Raw genomic sequence first — 16,177 nt, 5'->3', positions numbered from 1 at the left:
AACGCCGCATCCAAGCACCTGATCCAGCGCGGATCCAGCAACCGCTCTGGCAACAACCGCCGTGATCGCAATGCGCCCATCGGACCGGTCACGACCCACAGGCCGAGCCCCTGTGCATCGCACTGACCACGGCCTCCCCCGTCTCTCTTTCCGCAGCCGCAGGGCGGTGAGGCTGTGCGAGCGGAGGGACATGAGCGCCGAACCGAAGGCCGACTCGATCAAGTTGGAGTCGGCTCGAGCCTGACGATGCCCTTGGCCAGGTGCGCGTCCGGATTGCCCACCCAATGCCAGGGAGGGCCAAACAGTCGGCGGGTCTGCTTATGCCCCGGGCTCGGGCGGCCGCTCAGATTTCGCCCTTCTGGTAGCTCGCCAGCCGATCAATCTGCTTATCAAGGTTGCGGACCTGGGTTGAGTTGGCCCCGACTGAGACGACTAGGAGGCGACGAACCGTTTCGAGCTCCACCCGCGCTTCATCATGTCGTCCAGAGGCAGCGAGCATCTGAGCAATGAGGTAACGCGACTCGCGGATTTGGTCCGCGGTGTCGTTGCTCGCCGCGACATCAGCGTTCTGTACATAGAAGCGGAGTTGGGGCAAGGCTTTGCCTGGGTTTCCGATCTCGGCGTAAGCATGTCCGGCGTGGTACGAACAGTCGAGGACGTATGAGTCGGTCGCAGGCAGATGCTTGCGGTAGTCGCGGCCGACGACTTCGAAGAGTCCCGCGGCACGGGTGTACTCGCCCGCGTAAAAATGAGCGGCAGCGAGGAAGTGGCGCAGGCGCAGGTCCAAGAACGGGTCGTGAGTAGCGCGGGCGACGCCGTCCTCAAGGAGTCGGATGGCCTCAGAGGGATGATCGTTGTCCAGCAGTACCCGAACGTTGGCCTGCAGCTCCTTGGCCTCGGCATCGGTGAGTTTCCCTCGGCCTGTGGGCTGCTCCCGCTGCTCGGCCGGGGCCAGGAGGGGTCGGCGGAAGGGACGTGTCGGATCCCGACTCTCGTCGCCTCCCGTCCTCGAATTACACGGAGCCGATGCAAAAGGCAGGAGGGCCTCGTAGACCGCCTCAGCGGAGGGCCTCTCCTGCGGATCCTTCGCGAGCATCGACGACAGCAGCCCGTCAAGTTCGGCCGGGATATCGGCTCGTCGACCCAGGACTGAGGGGGCGGGTGTCTGCAGGTGGTGGGCGCGCAGCGGCATGCTGTCGGTCCCATGGAACGGCACGTCGCCAGTCAGCAGCTCGCAGAGCAGACAGCCGAGTGAGTAGATGTCCGAGGCGAAGGTCACCACCTTGCCCAGGCACTGTTCCGGAGACATATAGGGCGGGGTCCCGACGGTCTTGTCGATCTGGGTCAGCCGGGGCAGCGCGCCCGCACCGCGCAGGATGGCGATGCCGAAGTCGAGGACCTTCACTAGGCCACCGTTGACTAGCATCACGTTGGACGGCTTGATGTCGCGGTGGACGATATCGACCCGGTGCACGTCGGCCAGCACCGCGGCGATCTGTGCCGCGATCGATGCCGCCCACGCCACGCTCGGCGCCGCGTCGCCGTAATCCGTGCGGTCGAGCACCGCTTCCAGCGTCGAGCCACGCAGAAGCTGTATGACAAGCCATAGCTGCGTACTACCGTCGGGGGCGGTCTCGACGCCAGTGTCGTAGACCGCCGGGATCCCGGGATGCTCCAACTGCGCGGAAGTACGGATCTCGCGTAGGAACCGCTTGCGGTCGCGCTCCAGACCGTCGAGGATCTCCACCGCCTCGGGACTGTCCGGTGCGGCTGGCATCGCGGCCGTCGGCGAGGGGCGAAGCACCTTGATCGCGACGCGTCGGTCCAGACGCTCATCGTAACCGTGGAAGACCTCGCTCATGCCACCGCGGCCGATCGAACCGTCTACCCGGTAGCGCCCAGCGAGCAGCGGTCTCTCGGCCGACTGTTCTGTACTGTTCGTCACGCCCCACCACTCCTGCCCAGAGATCTCGGAGCCTAGGCTCCTCCCGCCCCACCGCCTGTTGGTTACAGCGATTACTACTCGATCGCCTGGCCTCCGGTTTCCCGGCGCATCTCACTGCGCAGCTTTGCCAGGGCTTCGTCCCGCGCCGGCTCGGTGATGATCCGGTAGGCGCGCTTGCGGGCTGCCTCCTTGATTGCCTTTTGGAATTCGTTGTTGTCGAAGTACAGCTTCATGAAGTCGGTGTTGCGCTCAGCGTTCTCCGCGACGATGTCGTCGAGCCGGTCGTCGGCGACCTGCCCGAAGCGGGCCTCGTCGTTCATGAGCGCGATCTGCTGCATCGAGATGTCCTCGACCAGCCCGACGACCTGCTGGTAGACGAGGATCTGGTCGGAGGTGCTCAGGTCGAGTCCGAAGCGCTCGTTCAGTTCCTCGATCACCTCGGAGAGCGGCTTCACCTCTGGTTCCCGGTAGCCTCCGCCGTCGGCGGCGTGTCCCCGGACGTCCCGGTCTCCGACGGCGGAGAGCGACACATTGTGGCGTCCGGTGAACTCCAGGCGGAAGTGGCTCAGGTCGGCGTCCCCTATGTCGACCGATACGGAAGGGCGTCCCGGCAAGCGGAGGAGCAGGATCCTGCCGTACTGGTAGAGGCGTTCCAGGTCCCGGTCACCCCAGTCGACGATCTGGGCGATAAGACTGTAGGCGCGTACGTAGTCCTGCAGCGCGCCCCGGAACCCCTCGCGTTCGTCGTCCGTCTCCAGGGCGTTGAAGCGATCCAAGGCCGGCTTCAGGTACTCGTGGAGTTCGGTGTGAAGCTTGCGCTCGGCGGCGTCCGGCATCCTGCCGGGACCGGCTGCGGACAGGACACGGATGAACGCCTCCATCTCCGATGCAGCCAGGAGGCCGTACCCCATCACCTCGTGCTGCTTGGTGTAGAGGAGATTCGGATCGCTCGGTTCGGTGATGGTCGTCTCGAACCAGTCCTCGAAGGCAGCCTGGATGTCGGCGGCCTCGTTGACGAAGTCGAGGATGTGTACGTCGTCTTGCGACTTGAGCGGGTGGATGCGGTTGAGCCGGGACAGCGTCTGCACGGCCGCGACGCCGGTCAGCGGCTTGTCGACGTACATCGCGCACAGCAGCGGCTGGTCGAAGCCGGTCTGGTATTTCTCCGCGACAACCAGAATCCGGTACTCCTCCTGGGCGCGCGCGGCCGCCTGCGGATCGTCGGCCTTGGTGTAACCGAATCTGTCCGGCAGCTGACTCTCCGGGAAGCCGTTGAGCTGGGCCTCGGTGAACTCCAGGCCGGCGTCGTCCTTGAGCTGCCCGGAGAACGCGACGAGAGCGCCGCAGTCCTTGTACCCACGCAGGGTGACGTACGCGCGGATGGCCTGGTAGAGATCCAGCGCGTGTTGACGGCTGCTGGTGACGACCATCGCCTTGGCCCGGCCACCGAGCCGACCGGTGATGTTCTCCCGGAAGTCGTCGACGATCAGCCGCGCCTTCTGCTCCAGGGACTTGGGGTGCTGCTCGGCGTAACGGACGAGTTTGGTTTTGGCCTTCTTTTCGTCGACTTCGGGGTTGGAGATGGCCGACTCGGCCTGGTCGACGGCGGCGTTACGCAGCCGCCACTTGGTGCTGTACGTGATGTAGTTGGCGAGCACGTCGAGGATGTAGCCCTCGTCGATCGCCTGTCGCATCGAGTAGATGTGGAAGGGCACGTACATGCCCTGCTCTCCCGTGCGCTGGTTCACCCGGTCCGGGTCGAAGGTGCCGAACAGCCGCAGGGTGGGCGACTTCGGGGTAGCGGTGAAGGCGAAGTAGGAGAGGTTCGGCTGCTTGCCGCGTACCCGTGTCATGTACTCCACGGGGTCCTCGTTCTCCTCGCGAGCCGGAACATTCGAACCGAGCGCCTGCTTGATCTTGATCGCCGATTCACTGCCCTGTGAGGAGTGCGCTTCATCGATGACCACTGCGTAGCGCTTGCCGGACAGACCCATGTCGGCGATCTTCTTCAGCACGAACGGGTACATCTGCAACGTGCTGATGACGATCTTCGAGGTGGAGTCGTCCAGGGAGTTGGCGAGTTGGGTCGAGTCCTCGTCGATCTTCTTAACCACACCGGGGGTGTGGTCGAACTGGAAGATGGTCTTTTGGAGTTGCCGGTCGAGGACCACCCGGTCGGTGATCACGATGATCTTGTTGAAGACCGGCTGGTTGGCATCGTTGAAGAGGGTGGAGAGACGATGCGCCAGCCAGGCGATCGTGTTCGACTTACCGGAGCCGGCAGAGTGCTGGATCAGGTAGTTGTGCCCGGCCCCGTGTTCCCGGGCGTGGGCGACCATCTTCTGCACGGCGTCCCACTGGTGGTAGCGCGGGAAGATGCGGGGGGAGGTGTGTGGATTCCCCTTCGCACCCTTCTTGTCCGGGGCCTTAACGTGGATGAAGCGGTGCAGGATCTCCAGCCAGTTGTCGCGCTGCCAGATCTGCTCCCATAGGTAGGCGACACTGTACGAGCCGGGGGTAGCGGCTGGGTTTCCGGCCCCACCGGACACGCCGGGGCCGTTGGAGCCTAGGTTGAACGGCAGGAACTGCGTATCGGCACCGCGCAGCCGCGTGGTGACGAAGGCGCGGTCGGGGTCCACGGCGAAGTGAACCAGCGCCCGCTTGGCAAAGAACACATCGTTCGGATCGCGGTCACGGCGGTACTGCGCGACGGCGTGGTCGGCGTTCTGATGCGTGTTCGGGTTCTTCAACTCGACGGTGGCGACCGGCAGACCGTTGACAAAGAGCGCCATGTCGAGGGAGCGGCGGGGATGGCGGGTGCTGTAGTGCAGCTGGCGCGCGACGGTCAGCACGTTCGCGTCATACTCGGCGAGCGCGTCCACGGCCAGGGTGTGGCCGGGGCGGAAGTACACCAGGTCGATCTGTACGCCCCGGTCGCGTACTCCCTGGCGCAGGACGTCCAGCACGCCGCGCGCGTCGATTTCGGCGGCGACGCGCTCTGCGAACTGGCGCTGGGCGGTGCTCTGGTCGCCGCCGTAGAAATCGATGAGCCGGCCCCATGCCTTCATCTGCGTTGCGCCGATGAAGCGGTACATCTCGCCGGTATCGATGCCGAGCTCGACGTTGAACGTGCCTTGAGCACGGGACCAGCCACCTGATAGCAGCGCGGCTTCGACGTTAGCCTCGAAGGCGTCTTCGGAATAGGCTGATTGGCTCATACGACGCCTCCAGACGAGGTTGAACGGCTGGCGGTAGTCACGTCGAACTCGCCGGTAACGGCAGCGGTGATGAGGGCTTGGCGGCGCTCAGCCTGGAGGCTAAGCCGCCGCATCAGTGCCCGGTGAACCCTCTGCGTATCTCGACTCATCGCATCGGATCGCTCCACGATGCGGTGCTGCCAAGCGAGTGGAGGGATCGGAATCTTCATAAAACGCACATTCCCCGCCTCAAGGTGCGGATGTAGCGCTCCCGTTTGTTCGCGAAGTAGAGATCGCCGGCCCCAGTGACTACGGAACGCATGCCACAGATACTTAGGGAGGAGGATTTCATGGTTCGTGCGAGCAATCAGGAGAGCGTGACAACTTGCACCGGTGAACGCTTCATCAACGATGGCGACTTCGCCGATCGCGCCCGTCTGCACGATGAGGAGATCTTCGTAACCCAAACGAATTCTTGGACGTTCCTCTGCCCATTCTGGAGTTACGAAATAGGGTCGACGATTAAAGTCGATACTGCCATGCTTCACGTGTAGCGACTGAATGTACGGAACTCCATCATCAACAAAAATTTCTCGCGTGGGACCAACATATCCGTTCGTTAGCTGCCGTAGAGTGCGGTTTAGGGGGAGAATTTTCCAATCATCGCCAGTACTCCTCAAGTCGAGGTTACTCAGGTCCGGACCCCCTTCCTCGACTACGGCTTGATGGAATGCGACACTCTGGCGTGCTAGTACGAGATTCTGCTGATTCCGTGTCGCTTCGGTGAGTTTGTCGATACGGTTGGTCTCGGCGTCGAGGAAGTCGGCGATGCGGCGCTGCTCATCGAGTGGCGGGAGGTCGGCAATCCAATTCCTGATAAAATCGTCAGGAACGCGTTTTTGGCCGGCAACGCCATACATCTCGGCTTCACCGAGTTTGAGGAAATCGTGCGAGTGAAAGATGTACAGAAGGAATCGTGGATCGATCTCTGAGCCAGGTCGGACAACATGAAACTCGGTGCTTCCAGCACCTACCGAATCTGGTAGATCCGAGATCAGTGTCGACCTGCTCGCTTCGAAGGTCGGCGTGATTTTCGGTACGACAATGTCGCCAGATTCAAATCGTGTGTAGCCCATGGCTACAGCCGACTTTGGGCGATTCTGGCTCAAATCGAGCCTTTCACCCGGCCAAGCATTTTCCATCGGTAGGAAAGGGATGTAAGTATCACCATCAAGCTGCTCGAATCGACGGCTCAGTGGGTTAACTTGGGCCATGTAACGGAGGCGCTTCTTCATGCCGTTACCTCGCCCAACAGCTTCTGGATCTGCGCCTCAAGGTCATGTAGTTCGGCGTCGATCTCTGCAAGCGGCCTTGGCGGTGTGTATACGTAGAAGTGTCGGGTGAAGGGGATCTCGTAGCCGACCTTCGTCTTGTCGTGGTCGATCCAGGCATCCGGGACGTGTGGGGTGACTTCGCGGGCGAAGTAGGTCTCGATGTCCTCGTCGAGCGGAATGTTCTCGTAGTCGCGCAGGTCTGGGTCTGGAAGGACCGTTTCGATGCCGGCCTTCTTGACCTTCTGGACCTCGCCCTTGGGATCCGAGATGGAGACCGCACCCCAGAGCGCCTTGAGAAGCGCCGCCGTGCCTGGCCACTGTGCACCGTCTGCCGCGATGGCCTCGTGAAGGGCATCCCGAGCCTCCTGCTTCGTCCACCACACCGAGCCGGTCAGCCCGCGCAGTGCTTCGACCATCGCCTCACGACCGTCCCACTTGGCCAGGGCCTTCGCGTTCTCCAGCGCGGCGAGAGTGTCCTCAGTGATCTCGAAGCGCAGCTTCAAGGGGCGTTCGACGGTGATGCGGAGGTAGCCAAAGTCACGGGTCTTGAAGACCTTGACCTTGGCGTGGTCTGGATGGCCCTCGTCAACCGCGCCGTTGAGCGCGTCGACGTACAGCTCAGTGATGTGCTTGATCTGCTCGTCGTTGATCTGCTTGCGCTTGTCACCGAAGGACTTGCGCATCTTCTCCCACTGGTCGCGGGCGTCGATCAGGGCCACCTTGCCGCGCAGCTTCTCGGACTTGCGGTTGGAGAGGATCCAGAAGTAGGTGGAGATGCCAGTATTGTAGAAGAGCTGGTCCGGGAGGGCGACGATGCCCTCTAGCCAGTCGTTTTCCAGGATCCACTGCCGGATCCTCGATTCTCCGGACTCGGCCGCTCCCGTGAAGAGCGGCGAACCGTTGAAGACGATGCCCAGGCGGGTCCCCTTGCCCTCGACGGGTTCCATTTTCGAGAGCAGGTGCTGGAGGAAGAGGAATGAGCCGTCGTTGATGCGCGGCGTGCCCGCGCCGAAGCGGCCGGCGTGGCCGATCTCGGCCTCGGCCTCGACCTCGTCCTTGACCTTCTTCCACTCCACGCCGAACGGCGGGTTGGCCAACATGTAGTCGAACTTCTGGTCCGGGTAGCCGTCGTCGCTGAAGGAGTTTCCGAAGTGGATGCGGCCAGGCTGGTTGCGCATGAGCATGTCCGACTGGCAGATCGCCCAGGACTCCGCGTTGAGCTCCTGGCCAAAGAGGTAGACCTTGGCCTGCGGGTTGATCGACTTGATGTGGTCTTCGGCCGCAGTGAGCATGCCGCCGGTGCCGCAGGCCGGGTCGAGGATGTTGATGACCTGCCCGTCGCCGGCGATGGTCTCGGCGTCTGGAGCAATGAGCAGGTTGACCATCAGCCTGATGACTTCGCGCGGGGTGAAGTGCTCACCGGCGGTCTCGTTGGAGTCTTCGGCGAACTTGCGGATCAAGTGCTCGAAGACGTAGCCCATGTCGTGGTTGGAGAGCTTGTCGAGGTCACGCATCGTGTTGAACTTGCCGACGACCTTGTACAGGATCTTCGCGCCCGCGAGCCTGGTGATCTCGTTGTCCAGGTCGAAGCGGGACAGGATCTTCCGGACGTTCGGAGAGAAGCCGTTGATGTAGTCACGGAGGTTCTTCGCGACGTTCGGGGCGTCCGCGGCGATCGAGGCAAAGTCCTGGTCGGACGTGTTGTAGAAGGGCAGCTTGGCCGCGAGCTCCAGCAGCCGGTCCTTGTTTTGGACCTCCAGCGACGCGTTGCGGGCTCGCACCGCGTCGCGGGTCGGCGCCATCACCGCGTCGAGGCGACGTAGCAACGTGAAGGGCAGGATTACTTGCCCGTACTCATGGCGCTTGTAGTCGCCGCGCAGCAAGTCGGCGACCGACCAGATGTCGTTCGCCATCTTGGTGTGCGTGGGTGCTGAGGTCACAGGTCTCTCGTCTCGTCGTCAGCCGGCTCGGCTTCATCAGTGTGCTGCGAGGTGGTGAACTCCGGTGCCAGAACACCGGTGGTCAGTCCGTGGATGGTCTGCTCGATGACGCGCGTGCTCGTTTTTGCGAGCGTGGTAAGTACCTCTTCGAGCTGCTCGAGGTGGCGGAAGGCATCTCCGTAGCGGCGTTGGTCAGGGAGGGACATGCGGGGAACTCGGCAACGGCGCAGATCCTCTCGGCTGAGTACACCGAGGGTGTTGGATACCGGCAACGCGTTGGCGTCGATGCGCAGAAACGTGGCGAGGAAATGTGCGTCCAGCCGGGCGCCGTCGACCTCGACGACCTGTGCGACGCCGTTGTCGTCCTCAGCGCCGCCGGAAGCAACGACAGGCGGCCGACCGAACGTCCGGAGCAGCAGGTCGCCTGCGCGCGGGGTGGTCTCCCGGGAACGGATTTTCAGTGCACCCGCGCGTTCCAACTCGCCGAAGGTCACGTACACGGGGTTCGCCGACTTCGCTGGCGTGGCGAATCTCGGCAGGCCTTGGCCGATGCGCATGTACATGGCCTGCAGCCGGTCGGTGACCTGGAGGAAGTCCTCAGGGCTTGCCTCGGCGTGCGAGTTGATGTGCCGAGAGGGCAGAAGGTTGGCGTCGCCGTTGAGGAGTTCTCGGCGCGGAACAGCACGGAATATCGTCGAGTGGGCATCGGTGAAGAGGCGTTGCCAAGCGGCGAACTCCTGAGGCACGTCGGCCGCATCGCCCAGTTCTGTGAGGTCGACCATGCGCACCGTCTCCGTGGCGGCAGCGTCGTAGGGGCGTTGCAGTACCCAGAGACAGAACTCGGTGTCAGGTGCCGACCCCATCCCCTTCGGCAGCGCGATCACATCGCGCAGAGCGCCGGAACGTACCAGCTCGGCGCGGATGTGCTCCCCGGAGGGCTGGACGCAGGTACGTGGTGCCACCGCGATCACGGCCAGGCCGCGGGGCCGTAGATGGGCGTAGCAGTGCTGAACCCAGGCCAGCTCGCTGTCGCGCGGAGCAGGGACGCCGAATACCCAGCGCGGATCGGTGCCCAGCTCGTCGGCCGGCCACCTAGGCAAGTCGAGAGGAGGCTCGCAGACCACTGCCGCCGCTTTACCCAGGTAGGCGTCGAGCTGATTGTCCAGGAAGGAGTCGCCAGTGTGGATCTCGTACGGCGCCCCGTGGGCATTGCTGCGCAGATTGTGGGCGGCGGCAGAAGCGTCCGACTCCTCAACTTCCTGACCGACGAGCTTGACGGCCTCCCCGAATCGATCCGCGACGGCCAGCAGCAACGTGCCCTTGGAACACGCTGGATCGAGTACCGCGGGTTCGTCCGCAGAACCGGCTTCGATCGGCCGTGTCGCGGCGGTCGTGCGTGGCAACAACGCCACCATCACCCTAGCCAGCAGTTGTCCCGAGGCCAGGGCCGCGATTCCCTGCTCCCCCTCCTCCTGCGGCAGGCGGTCGCTGTGCGGAGCAGAGTGCAGCGATTCTTGATCCACACGGTGAGTGCCGGTATCAGTTCGGCCTGCCGTCGATAGCTGATCGCCCTTGCCGGTGTCCTTCAGCCACGCCTCTACCTCCGCCCGGGAGAACGTCGGGCTGCGCTCATCACCGCCCACCGGCCGCGGGAACGCAGGGTATCGACGTCGCCAGTTGGACACGGCAGCCCGCCCGACACCGGCCAGCCTGGCGATCGCGGCGGCCGTCATCTCCTCGTGCTCGGCTGGACTCATGACAGTGACCATATCGGTCGGATCACCCTCAGACAAGCCGCCGTGAACACGATCGCATCTAGTCAACGGAGCTCTGTGAACACCGATGCCCAATGTCAACATGCTTGCGCCGCATCTCGTGCGCCGCTACATTGCTGCGCGGCAAGAACTCTTGGTTCGTCTGCTGCACCTTGCGCACGCCATCAAAGTCCCGCGTCACCCCAGCCGGTCCACGGCCCAGTACGGCGAGACGCGCCAGCTACCTCACAAGAACCGACGCTCCACAAGAGGCACCACGCGTCTTACCGACCCACCGCGCCGAATGCGCCCCTTACTCCAGGGAGACTTCCTTGCCCCGCACCACCTCAAGGCGCCGCCTCTATCGGCTCCTCGACGTCGCCCCCACCCCGGCCGCCATGCTGGATGCCCTCGATCTGGAGCAGCTCACCGCCTACCACGCGGACGTCCACGACCCCAGCGAGTTCCTGGGCGTGCCCGCGCTTCGGGTGACGTTCGGCATCGACAAGGACGAGGCCGCCTGGTGCGACGAGCTCGTCCAGCTCACCGATGAGGACGTCCGTGAGCGGGAGCGGCGCACCGGCGCGCTGCTGTTGTTGGCTGTCGACTCCACCGTGTACGCCGTTGGCTACGACCAGGGGTTCCGGCTGCTGCCCACACACCTGAAGGACCAGAGCTTCGGGCTCTCAGTAGCCATCCGCACCATCGACCCGCAGCATGTGCGCGACTTCACCGCCAACCAGCTCGGCGCTGCCCGCACCGACATCTCCATCGTCCCCGGCGGCACCTCCGTACCTGCCCTCGGCCTGCGCGCACACTCCCGCATCGTCCGCAGCCTCGGCGGCTACCTGGACAACATCGACCTGACCGCCTCCGCCGACTCCAGCGGCCGACCGAGCCGTGCGATGACGGTGGAGGGCGGAGTCGGGCTGCACCTCAAGCTCGGCACCACGCCCGGCACCCTCATCGCCGACATTCGCACCATCGCCGCCCTCCTGGAGAACACCGATCCAAATCCCGACCTGGCGTTCGTCGAGCACATCAAGCCGGTCACCGCCCCGGCTTTGCGCAAGACGCTCGACGAGCAGCTCGACATGATCCTGGGTCAGCCGACCGTCGACTCAATCTGCTCCGCCATCCCCGCCGAACAGATCGACGACTACACCCATGCAGTCACCTACGCGATCAAGATCGGCGACTGCGCTCCCTTCTCCACAGACACCTTTGACCTCGACTACTTCCTGATCCGGGCACGGATCATCAAGCCCGGTCAGCGCATCGAGGCGCTGCGCCGCGGCACCGTGGCCCTCTACCGCCGCGAGCGGGCATCCGCCACGGACCACCTCTCGACGACCAGTGCCCTGAAGTGGTTCGAGGCCCACATCGCCCTCGGCGCGCGCAGGTTCTACTTCCTGGACGGCGCCTGGTACGAGTTCGGCGCTGCGTACCTGCGTACCCTGCGTGAGACCGTGGCCCTCCTGTTTCCCGCCAACCCGTCGCTGGACCTGCCCGCCTGGCAGTACTCCCTCGACGTGAACAAGAAGGGCAAGACCGTCCGTCGGCCGATCAGGGAGGCCGCCTACAACGAGCAGGCCGCCAAGAACCGGACGGGTTGGGTCTGCCTCGACCAGAAGAACGTCAACAACCCCATCAAGGCCACGAACGCGGTCGAAATCTGCGACCTCCTCGCGCCCGACAACACTCTCGTCCTGGTGAAGAAGGCTCATGACTCCGCCCCCTTGAGCCACCTCTGCTACCAGGCCCACGTCGCCGTCGAGCTTCTCCAACAGACCCCTTCCGTGCGCGCCCAGTTCGCCCAGCAGGTGCGCATCCAAAGCGACGGCCGTCGTACCTTGCCCGAGAACTTCACCCCGCGCCGCGTCGTCTTCGCGATCCTCCTCAAGGCGGGCGAGAGGCTGACCCCCGACACCCTCTTCCCGTTTTCCCTGATCACGTTGGCCCAGACCGCACAGGTGCTCAATGCCCGTGGGGTCCAGGTCGAGGTCGTCGGCATCGAGGCCGCCCTGCCCCCCGCGACCAATAGGCTCAGCGAGGCCGCCTGACGAAGCGGCCGGAGCACAGGGACTCCCCGTAACCGAGCAAGGCACCGCCCGCTGAGGAAGCCACGCCGACGACCCCGCACGGAACTCGCCGAGCTCCCAGCCGCCACGCATCGCACGCAACTCCCACATCGCCTCGGAACCACCACGCCGACCGCTACGCCAGCCCTGCGGCCTATGAGGCCAGTGGGGCAACACCCCTGCCTCACCACCTACGGCCACCCCGCTTACGCCCCTTCGAGCTCCGCCGCTAGACGGGCCTCTCATGCGACTTCGCCAACGGCTGGTCCCACTCCTGACCTCCCCGGACCGAGCCGACGCCCAGCTACGATGCCGTGGGCGCCAATGTCGCGATTTCGTCTGCTTCAGCTCAACTCCTCTGGAACAGTTGGCAGATGCAGCAACTCTGATTCGAGGCTGGAGAGAGAAAGCACCATGTCGTACTCATTGGTCGTCGGCGAGCCGTACCCAAGACAGGTCAACTGGCCGAAGTCCGCTGTCAACTTGGTACTCAACGAAAATTACGTCGAGATCATCCATTCGTTCGACGGCCTCACGTCGGACGAGGTGGCCGCCTTCACGACCGGTTCAGTGACAGTCGCGGTCACCGTCGGGGACAGACATTTGATGTGGTGCTACCGCTTCGATGGCCCGCCCCGCGCCGGTACCCCGAAGGCGATTCTCGGTTGGGGCGACTCACCATGGGAGGCATACCGCCAGAGCGACCGCACAGTCGGCGTGCCCGGGCAGCAAGGTGAGCCATTCACCGCGTACATGGTCCTCGTCGATGCCTCGACCGGCATCGTCGGGGGCCTACGGACGGCCGAGGTAAGTGGAGACGTCGCGGACGCACTTCGGTACGGCGTCGCTCGTCAGCTCGCGCTGCCCTACGACCATGAAGCCGCATCGCGTGAGATCGACGCGGTATACCGACGACACCCCAGCACACAGAGCCTCCTGAGGGAGGCCATCGCCGGGCAGCGGATCCCTGCTCTCGACAACTGACCGATCAGCCGCAGCCAAGTGATGCCGCCGAAGTGTGCGGTCAACGACAAACTCTCGAAGATCCGGACCAGTTGGGGGACGTATCCTTCCGCTCGGGTTGACCGCTGGGACAGGAGTCACGCAGGGGCACCCATTCCCTGCCATGAGCATCGAGCACCGTAGAAAATTGGGGGCGATCGCATGAAGCTGCAGGTCACCGTCGGTTCACAAGGCGACGACATGGCGGCCCACGACCTATATCACTGGCTCCGGCAGGATCGTGAACTCCGGCGCCACGCACAGGTCGAGCTGGCACTCCCTGTCGGCGCTTCTGGTCGCATGAGCGCGGGAGAGACCATCAACATGTTCGTCAGCAACGGTCTCGCCGCTGCGAGCCTGTTGGTGAACATCGTGGTCGCCTGGCGAACAGCCCGCCCATCGTCACCCGAACCAGTCGTCATCCGCCGCGACGGAATCACCGTGACAGTCCACGACACATCAGAGGAAACGCTGCGTCGCGTCGCGACCCTGCTGACATCCGCACCTGCCGAAGTAGCGCCAGGGACCGTCCGCCCGAGCCAGGCGTCAACGCCTTCTGTCTCCGAGGATCGGTAATGCGCTTGCCGGATCCTGACGGAACCCGTGTAGTGCTGATCGGGGTGGACGAGTACCAGCACTTTTCGCCCTTGCCAGCGGTGCGCAACAACCTGAGTAAGCTGGCCGAGATCTTCAGGTCTCCACTCGGCGGGAACCTTCCGGACAAACACTGCACAACGGTTCCCAACCCCACCGACGTCGCCAGCGCGCTTGACCCCGTACACCGGGCGGCGAGTGAAGCGTTGGACACCCTAGTGGTGTATTTCGCCGGCCACGGTATGCCGCTACCCGATGGCTCCCTCCGTCTCGCCGTGCGCAACTCAGAACGGGGCAGGCGACAGTACGGGTCCGTGGCCTTCAACGACCTCCGTGCCGAAGTGTTGGACAGCATGGCTGCCAACAAGGTCGTGATCCTGGACTGTTGCTACAGCGGTGCCGCGCTGGAAGGGTTCATGGGGAGAACCGATGGGATCGCGGATGAGACCATCATTGAAGGCACCTACGTCATGACCGCCTCAGCAGCGACGCAAGCGGCTATGGCTCCCCCGGGTGCCCCACTTACAGCGTTCACCGGCGAGCTCGTCAAAGCCATCTCCCATGGCATAGCTGAATCGCCGGACCCGCTGGATATGAGTTCCTTGTATAAGTATGTGCACGGTCAGCTCAAATCACAGGGAATGCCACTGCCCCAGCAACGAGCCAGCGGGCTGGGGCATGACATCGCACTGTTCCACAACAAGTGGCGCCCGCCTGCCGAGAAACCGACACTCTCGCTGAAGCGAGAGGAATGGTTCCGTGAGGTTCACCAATCATTGCTCGGGCACTTAGGGGATGTTCCAGCACTCGCCCGAGACCAACTCCGCTCAGAGTTCGGCGATCCGACGCTCATCCGCTCCCTGCTGGTAGCGCGAATCGCCACCCAACTCGCCCAGGGAAAAAGCACCACAACCATCATCGGCATGCTCTCCTCCAGCCAGATCTTCGCCACTCCTTATCCAAGCACTGACGAACTCTCCGAACTCATCGCCAAGGTCCAGTTCGGATACGAAATGGACGGGCTGGCCAACAGCGGTCCGTTCTTCGGAGATCTGGGACTCTTCCCTTGGACGCCAGAGAGTACGTACATGCTGCTGAGCGAATACTGGGCTGCCCAGCGAAGCCGTACGATGCCTCGTCCGCACGTGGAGCGGGAACTCAGCGAGCTTTGGGACATCACTGACACCCGAGTCCTGAGCTCGTTCTCATCGCTGCCACCCCTCCCTCTGGTCACTTATCGCGACCCTTGGAAGAAGCTGAAGGCCGAGTCGGATCTTCGAGTCGGCAACATCACAACAATGATGCTCGGCAAGCGCGGTGGAGGCGACCATGCTTGGGAACACTGGATGTCCACTCGCCCGTGGAGCACACTCAAGGCCCGCCACTTGGTCCAGCTTGGTGGCGATCTCGTCCGGTGCAAGACAGCTCAGCAAGCCCTCGCCCAGTACGTCGATCTGGCACCAGCGGGCCACGACTCCCGTGCAGTCTTTGTACGGGCGGCTGAGGTCATCGAAGAGCAGTTGAAGGCCATCGCCCTGGCAATCGAAAGCATTAGCGCCGTCGAGCACGACTTGCTACGCGAGCGCACGGCGGACGAGCACTTCCAGGACGGTTGCCTTGCCACCTTCAGCAAGCACCTTCTGGCCCGCCCTCAAATCTTCACACCCTTTGAAGAGCACAGAATGAACCACGGCACATGGGCTGCGATTCCCTGGTGGTCTCTAATAGTTCACGGCACGAAAGAACAACGGGCGGTTGAGGGCTTCCTGAAACGCGGCGGCCTCCAACTGAGTGTCGCCACCGAAGGCCCCGATGCCGACGAGCTAGTCATCAGCTGTGCGGAACCCGGCCTCGGACCTTCATGGATATCCGCCCGGCTCATCTTCAACCTCCGCGACGTCGTGCAGGCCTGCGAGTTACTTCTTCTTGGTCGGCGGCAATCTGTGGTTCTGGACTTCCTCACTGAGCGCATCGATGAGTGGGACGATCGGCAAGTGGACCTAGCCGGAAGTGTCGACCTGTCGCTCGGGCCGCAGATCGGAGCAACACTGACCGATGTCGCGACCCGTGCCCTGCGCCGACTTTTGCCTGGTTCTCATGGCCCATCGCTCCATCACGAGGGTGTGCCAGCCCTTGATAGGCTCCTCGGCTCGTCGCGGCTTCCGAGGATCGCCCGCTGCCCTCGCTAGCCGGTGCGCTCGCACGCTTGAACGAGGCCGCGCGGTTAGGCATCATCGCCAGGGCGCAGACCCTTTTGTATGACGTCCCGGCAGCGGTCCCACGAGGCGGGGACGAGGTGGCCGTACACGTCGACGGTGGTCTTGATCGAT

General features: G+C 63.6%; 9 protein-coding genes. 4 read left to right on the top strand and 5 right to left on the bottom strand.

Annotated elements, in window-relative coordinates; translation table 11 throughout:
- Window positions 1-343 precede the first annotated feature (343 nt).
- The 5 genes from AB0I16_RS26175 to AB0I16_RS26155 all read right to left on the bottom strand — a co-directional run bounded on the left by AB0I16_RS26175 (window position 344) and on the right by AB0I16_RS26155 (window position 10,173).
- Window positions 344-1,945, bottom strand: a complete 1,602-nt coding sequence (locus AB0I16_RS26175) for a protein kinase (protein WP_363252007.1) — start codon at window positions 1,943-1,945, stop codon at window positions 344-346.
- A 74-nt stretch (window positions 1,946-2,019) separates the two neighbouring features.
- Complete coding sequence (locus AB0I16_RS26170) at window positions 2,020-5,163, bottom strand: DEAD/DEAH box helicase family protein (protein WP_363252006.1); 3,144 nt, start codon at window positions 5,161-5,163, stop codon at window positions 2,020-2,022.
- Complete coding sequence (locus tag AB0I16_RS26165; RefSeq protein ID WP_363252005.1) at window positions 5,160-6,437, bottom strand: restriction endonuclease subunit S; 1,278 nt, start codon at window positions 6,435-6,437, stop codon at window positions 5,160-5,162. The genes AB0I16_RS26170 and AB0I16_RS26165 overlap by 4 nt, the downstream gene beginning before the upstream one ends.
- Window positions 6,434-8,389 (bottom strand): class I SAM-dependent DNA methyltransferase, encoded by a 1,956-nt coding sequence (locus tag AB0I16_RS26160; RefSeq protein WP_363252003.1) that lies wholly within the window; start codon window positions 8,387-8,389, stop codon window positions 6,434-6,436. The genes AB0I16_RS26165 and AB0I16_RS26160 overlap by 4 nt, the downstream gene beginning before the upstream one ends.
- Window positions 8,390-8,412: 23 nt before the next feature.
- Window positions 8,413-10,173, bottom strand: coding sequence for an N-6 DNA methylase (locus AB0I16_RS26155; protein WP_363252002.1), 1,761 nt, complete (start codon window positions 10,171-10,173; stop codon window positions 8,413-8,415).
- A gap of 329 nt (window positions 10,174-10,502) precedes the next feature.
- Between AB0I16_RS26155 and AB0I16_RS26150 the strand changes: the two genes are divergently transcribed.
- From AB0I16_RS26150 to AB0I16_RS26135, 4 genes are all read left to right on the top strand, one after another.
- Window positions 10,503-12,233, top strand: a complete 1,731-nt coding sequence (locus AB0I16_RS26150; RefSeq protein WP_363252001.1) for a TIGR04141 family sporadically distributed protein — start codon at window positions 10,503-10,505, stop codon at window positions 12,231-12,233.
- A gap of 432 nt (window positions 12,234-12,665) precedes the next feature.
- Complete coding sequence (locus AB0I16_RS26145; protein WP_363252000.1) at window positions 12,666-13,235, top strand: hypothetical protein; 570 nt, start codon at window positions 12,666-12,668, stop codon at window positions 13,233-13,235.
- A 180-nt stretch (window positions 13,236-13,415) separates the two neighbouring features.
- Complete coding sequence (locus AB0I16_RS26140; RefSeq protein WP_363251999.1) at window positions 13,416-13,829, top strand: hypothetical protein; 414 nt, start codon at window positions 13,416-13,418, stop codon at window positions 13,827-13,829.
- Window positions 13,829-16,036: a caspase family protein gene (locus AB0I16_RS26135; protein ID WP_363251998.1), complete on the top strand. Its 2,208-nt coding sequence runs from the start codon at window positions 13,829-13,831 to the stop codon at window positions 16,034-16,036. The genes AB0I16_RS26140 and AB0I16_RS26135 overlap by 1 nt, the downstream gene beginning before the upstream one ends.
- Window positions 16,037-16,177: the final 141 nt, after the last annotated feature.

The organism is Streptomyces sp. NPDC050703 (genome assembly GCF_040654435.1).
GTDB lineage: Bacteria > Actinomycetota > Actinomycetes > Streptomycetales > Streptomycetaceae > Streptomyces.
The sequence above is the reverse complement of the archived record's forward strand: the minus strand, read 5'-3'. Positions and strand labels throughout refer to the sequence as shown.

What these genes read in the sequence shown, in the direction of transcription:
- AB0I16_RS26140 (WP_363251999.1), top strand. Translation starts at nt 13,416, where the DNA reads ATGAAGCTGCAGGTCACCGTCGGTTCACAAGGCGACGACATGGCGGCC.
- AB0I16_RS26145 (WP_363252000.1), top strand. Translation starts at nt 12,666, where the DNA reads ATGTCGTACTCATTGGTCGTCGGCGAGCCGTACCCAAGACAGGTCAAC.
- AB0I16_RS26160 (WP_363252003.1), bottom strand. Translation starts at nt 8,389, where the DNA reads ATGGCGAACGACATCTGGTCGGTCGCCGACTTGCTGCGCGGCGACTAC.
- AB0I16_RS26170 (WP_363252006.1), bottom strand. Translation starts at nt 5,163, where the DNA reads ATGAGCCAATCAGCCTATTCCGAAGACGCCTTCGAGGCTAACGTCGAA.
- AB0I16_RS26165 (WP_363252005.1), bottom strand. Translation starts at nt 6,437, where the DNA reads ATGAAGAAGCGCCTCCGTTACATGGCCCAAGTTAACCCACTGAGCCGT.
- AB0I16_RS26135 (WP_363251998.1), top strand. Translation starts at nt 13,829, where the DNA reads ATGCGCTTGCCGGATCCTGACGGAACCCGTGTAGTGCTGATCGGGGTG.
- AB0I16_RS26155 (WP_363252002.1), bottom strand. Translation starts at nt 10,173, where the DNA reads ATGAGTCCAGCCGAGCACGAGGAGATGACGGCCGCCGCGATCGCCAGG.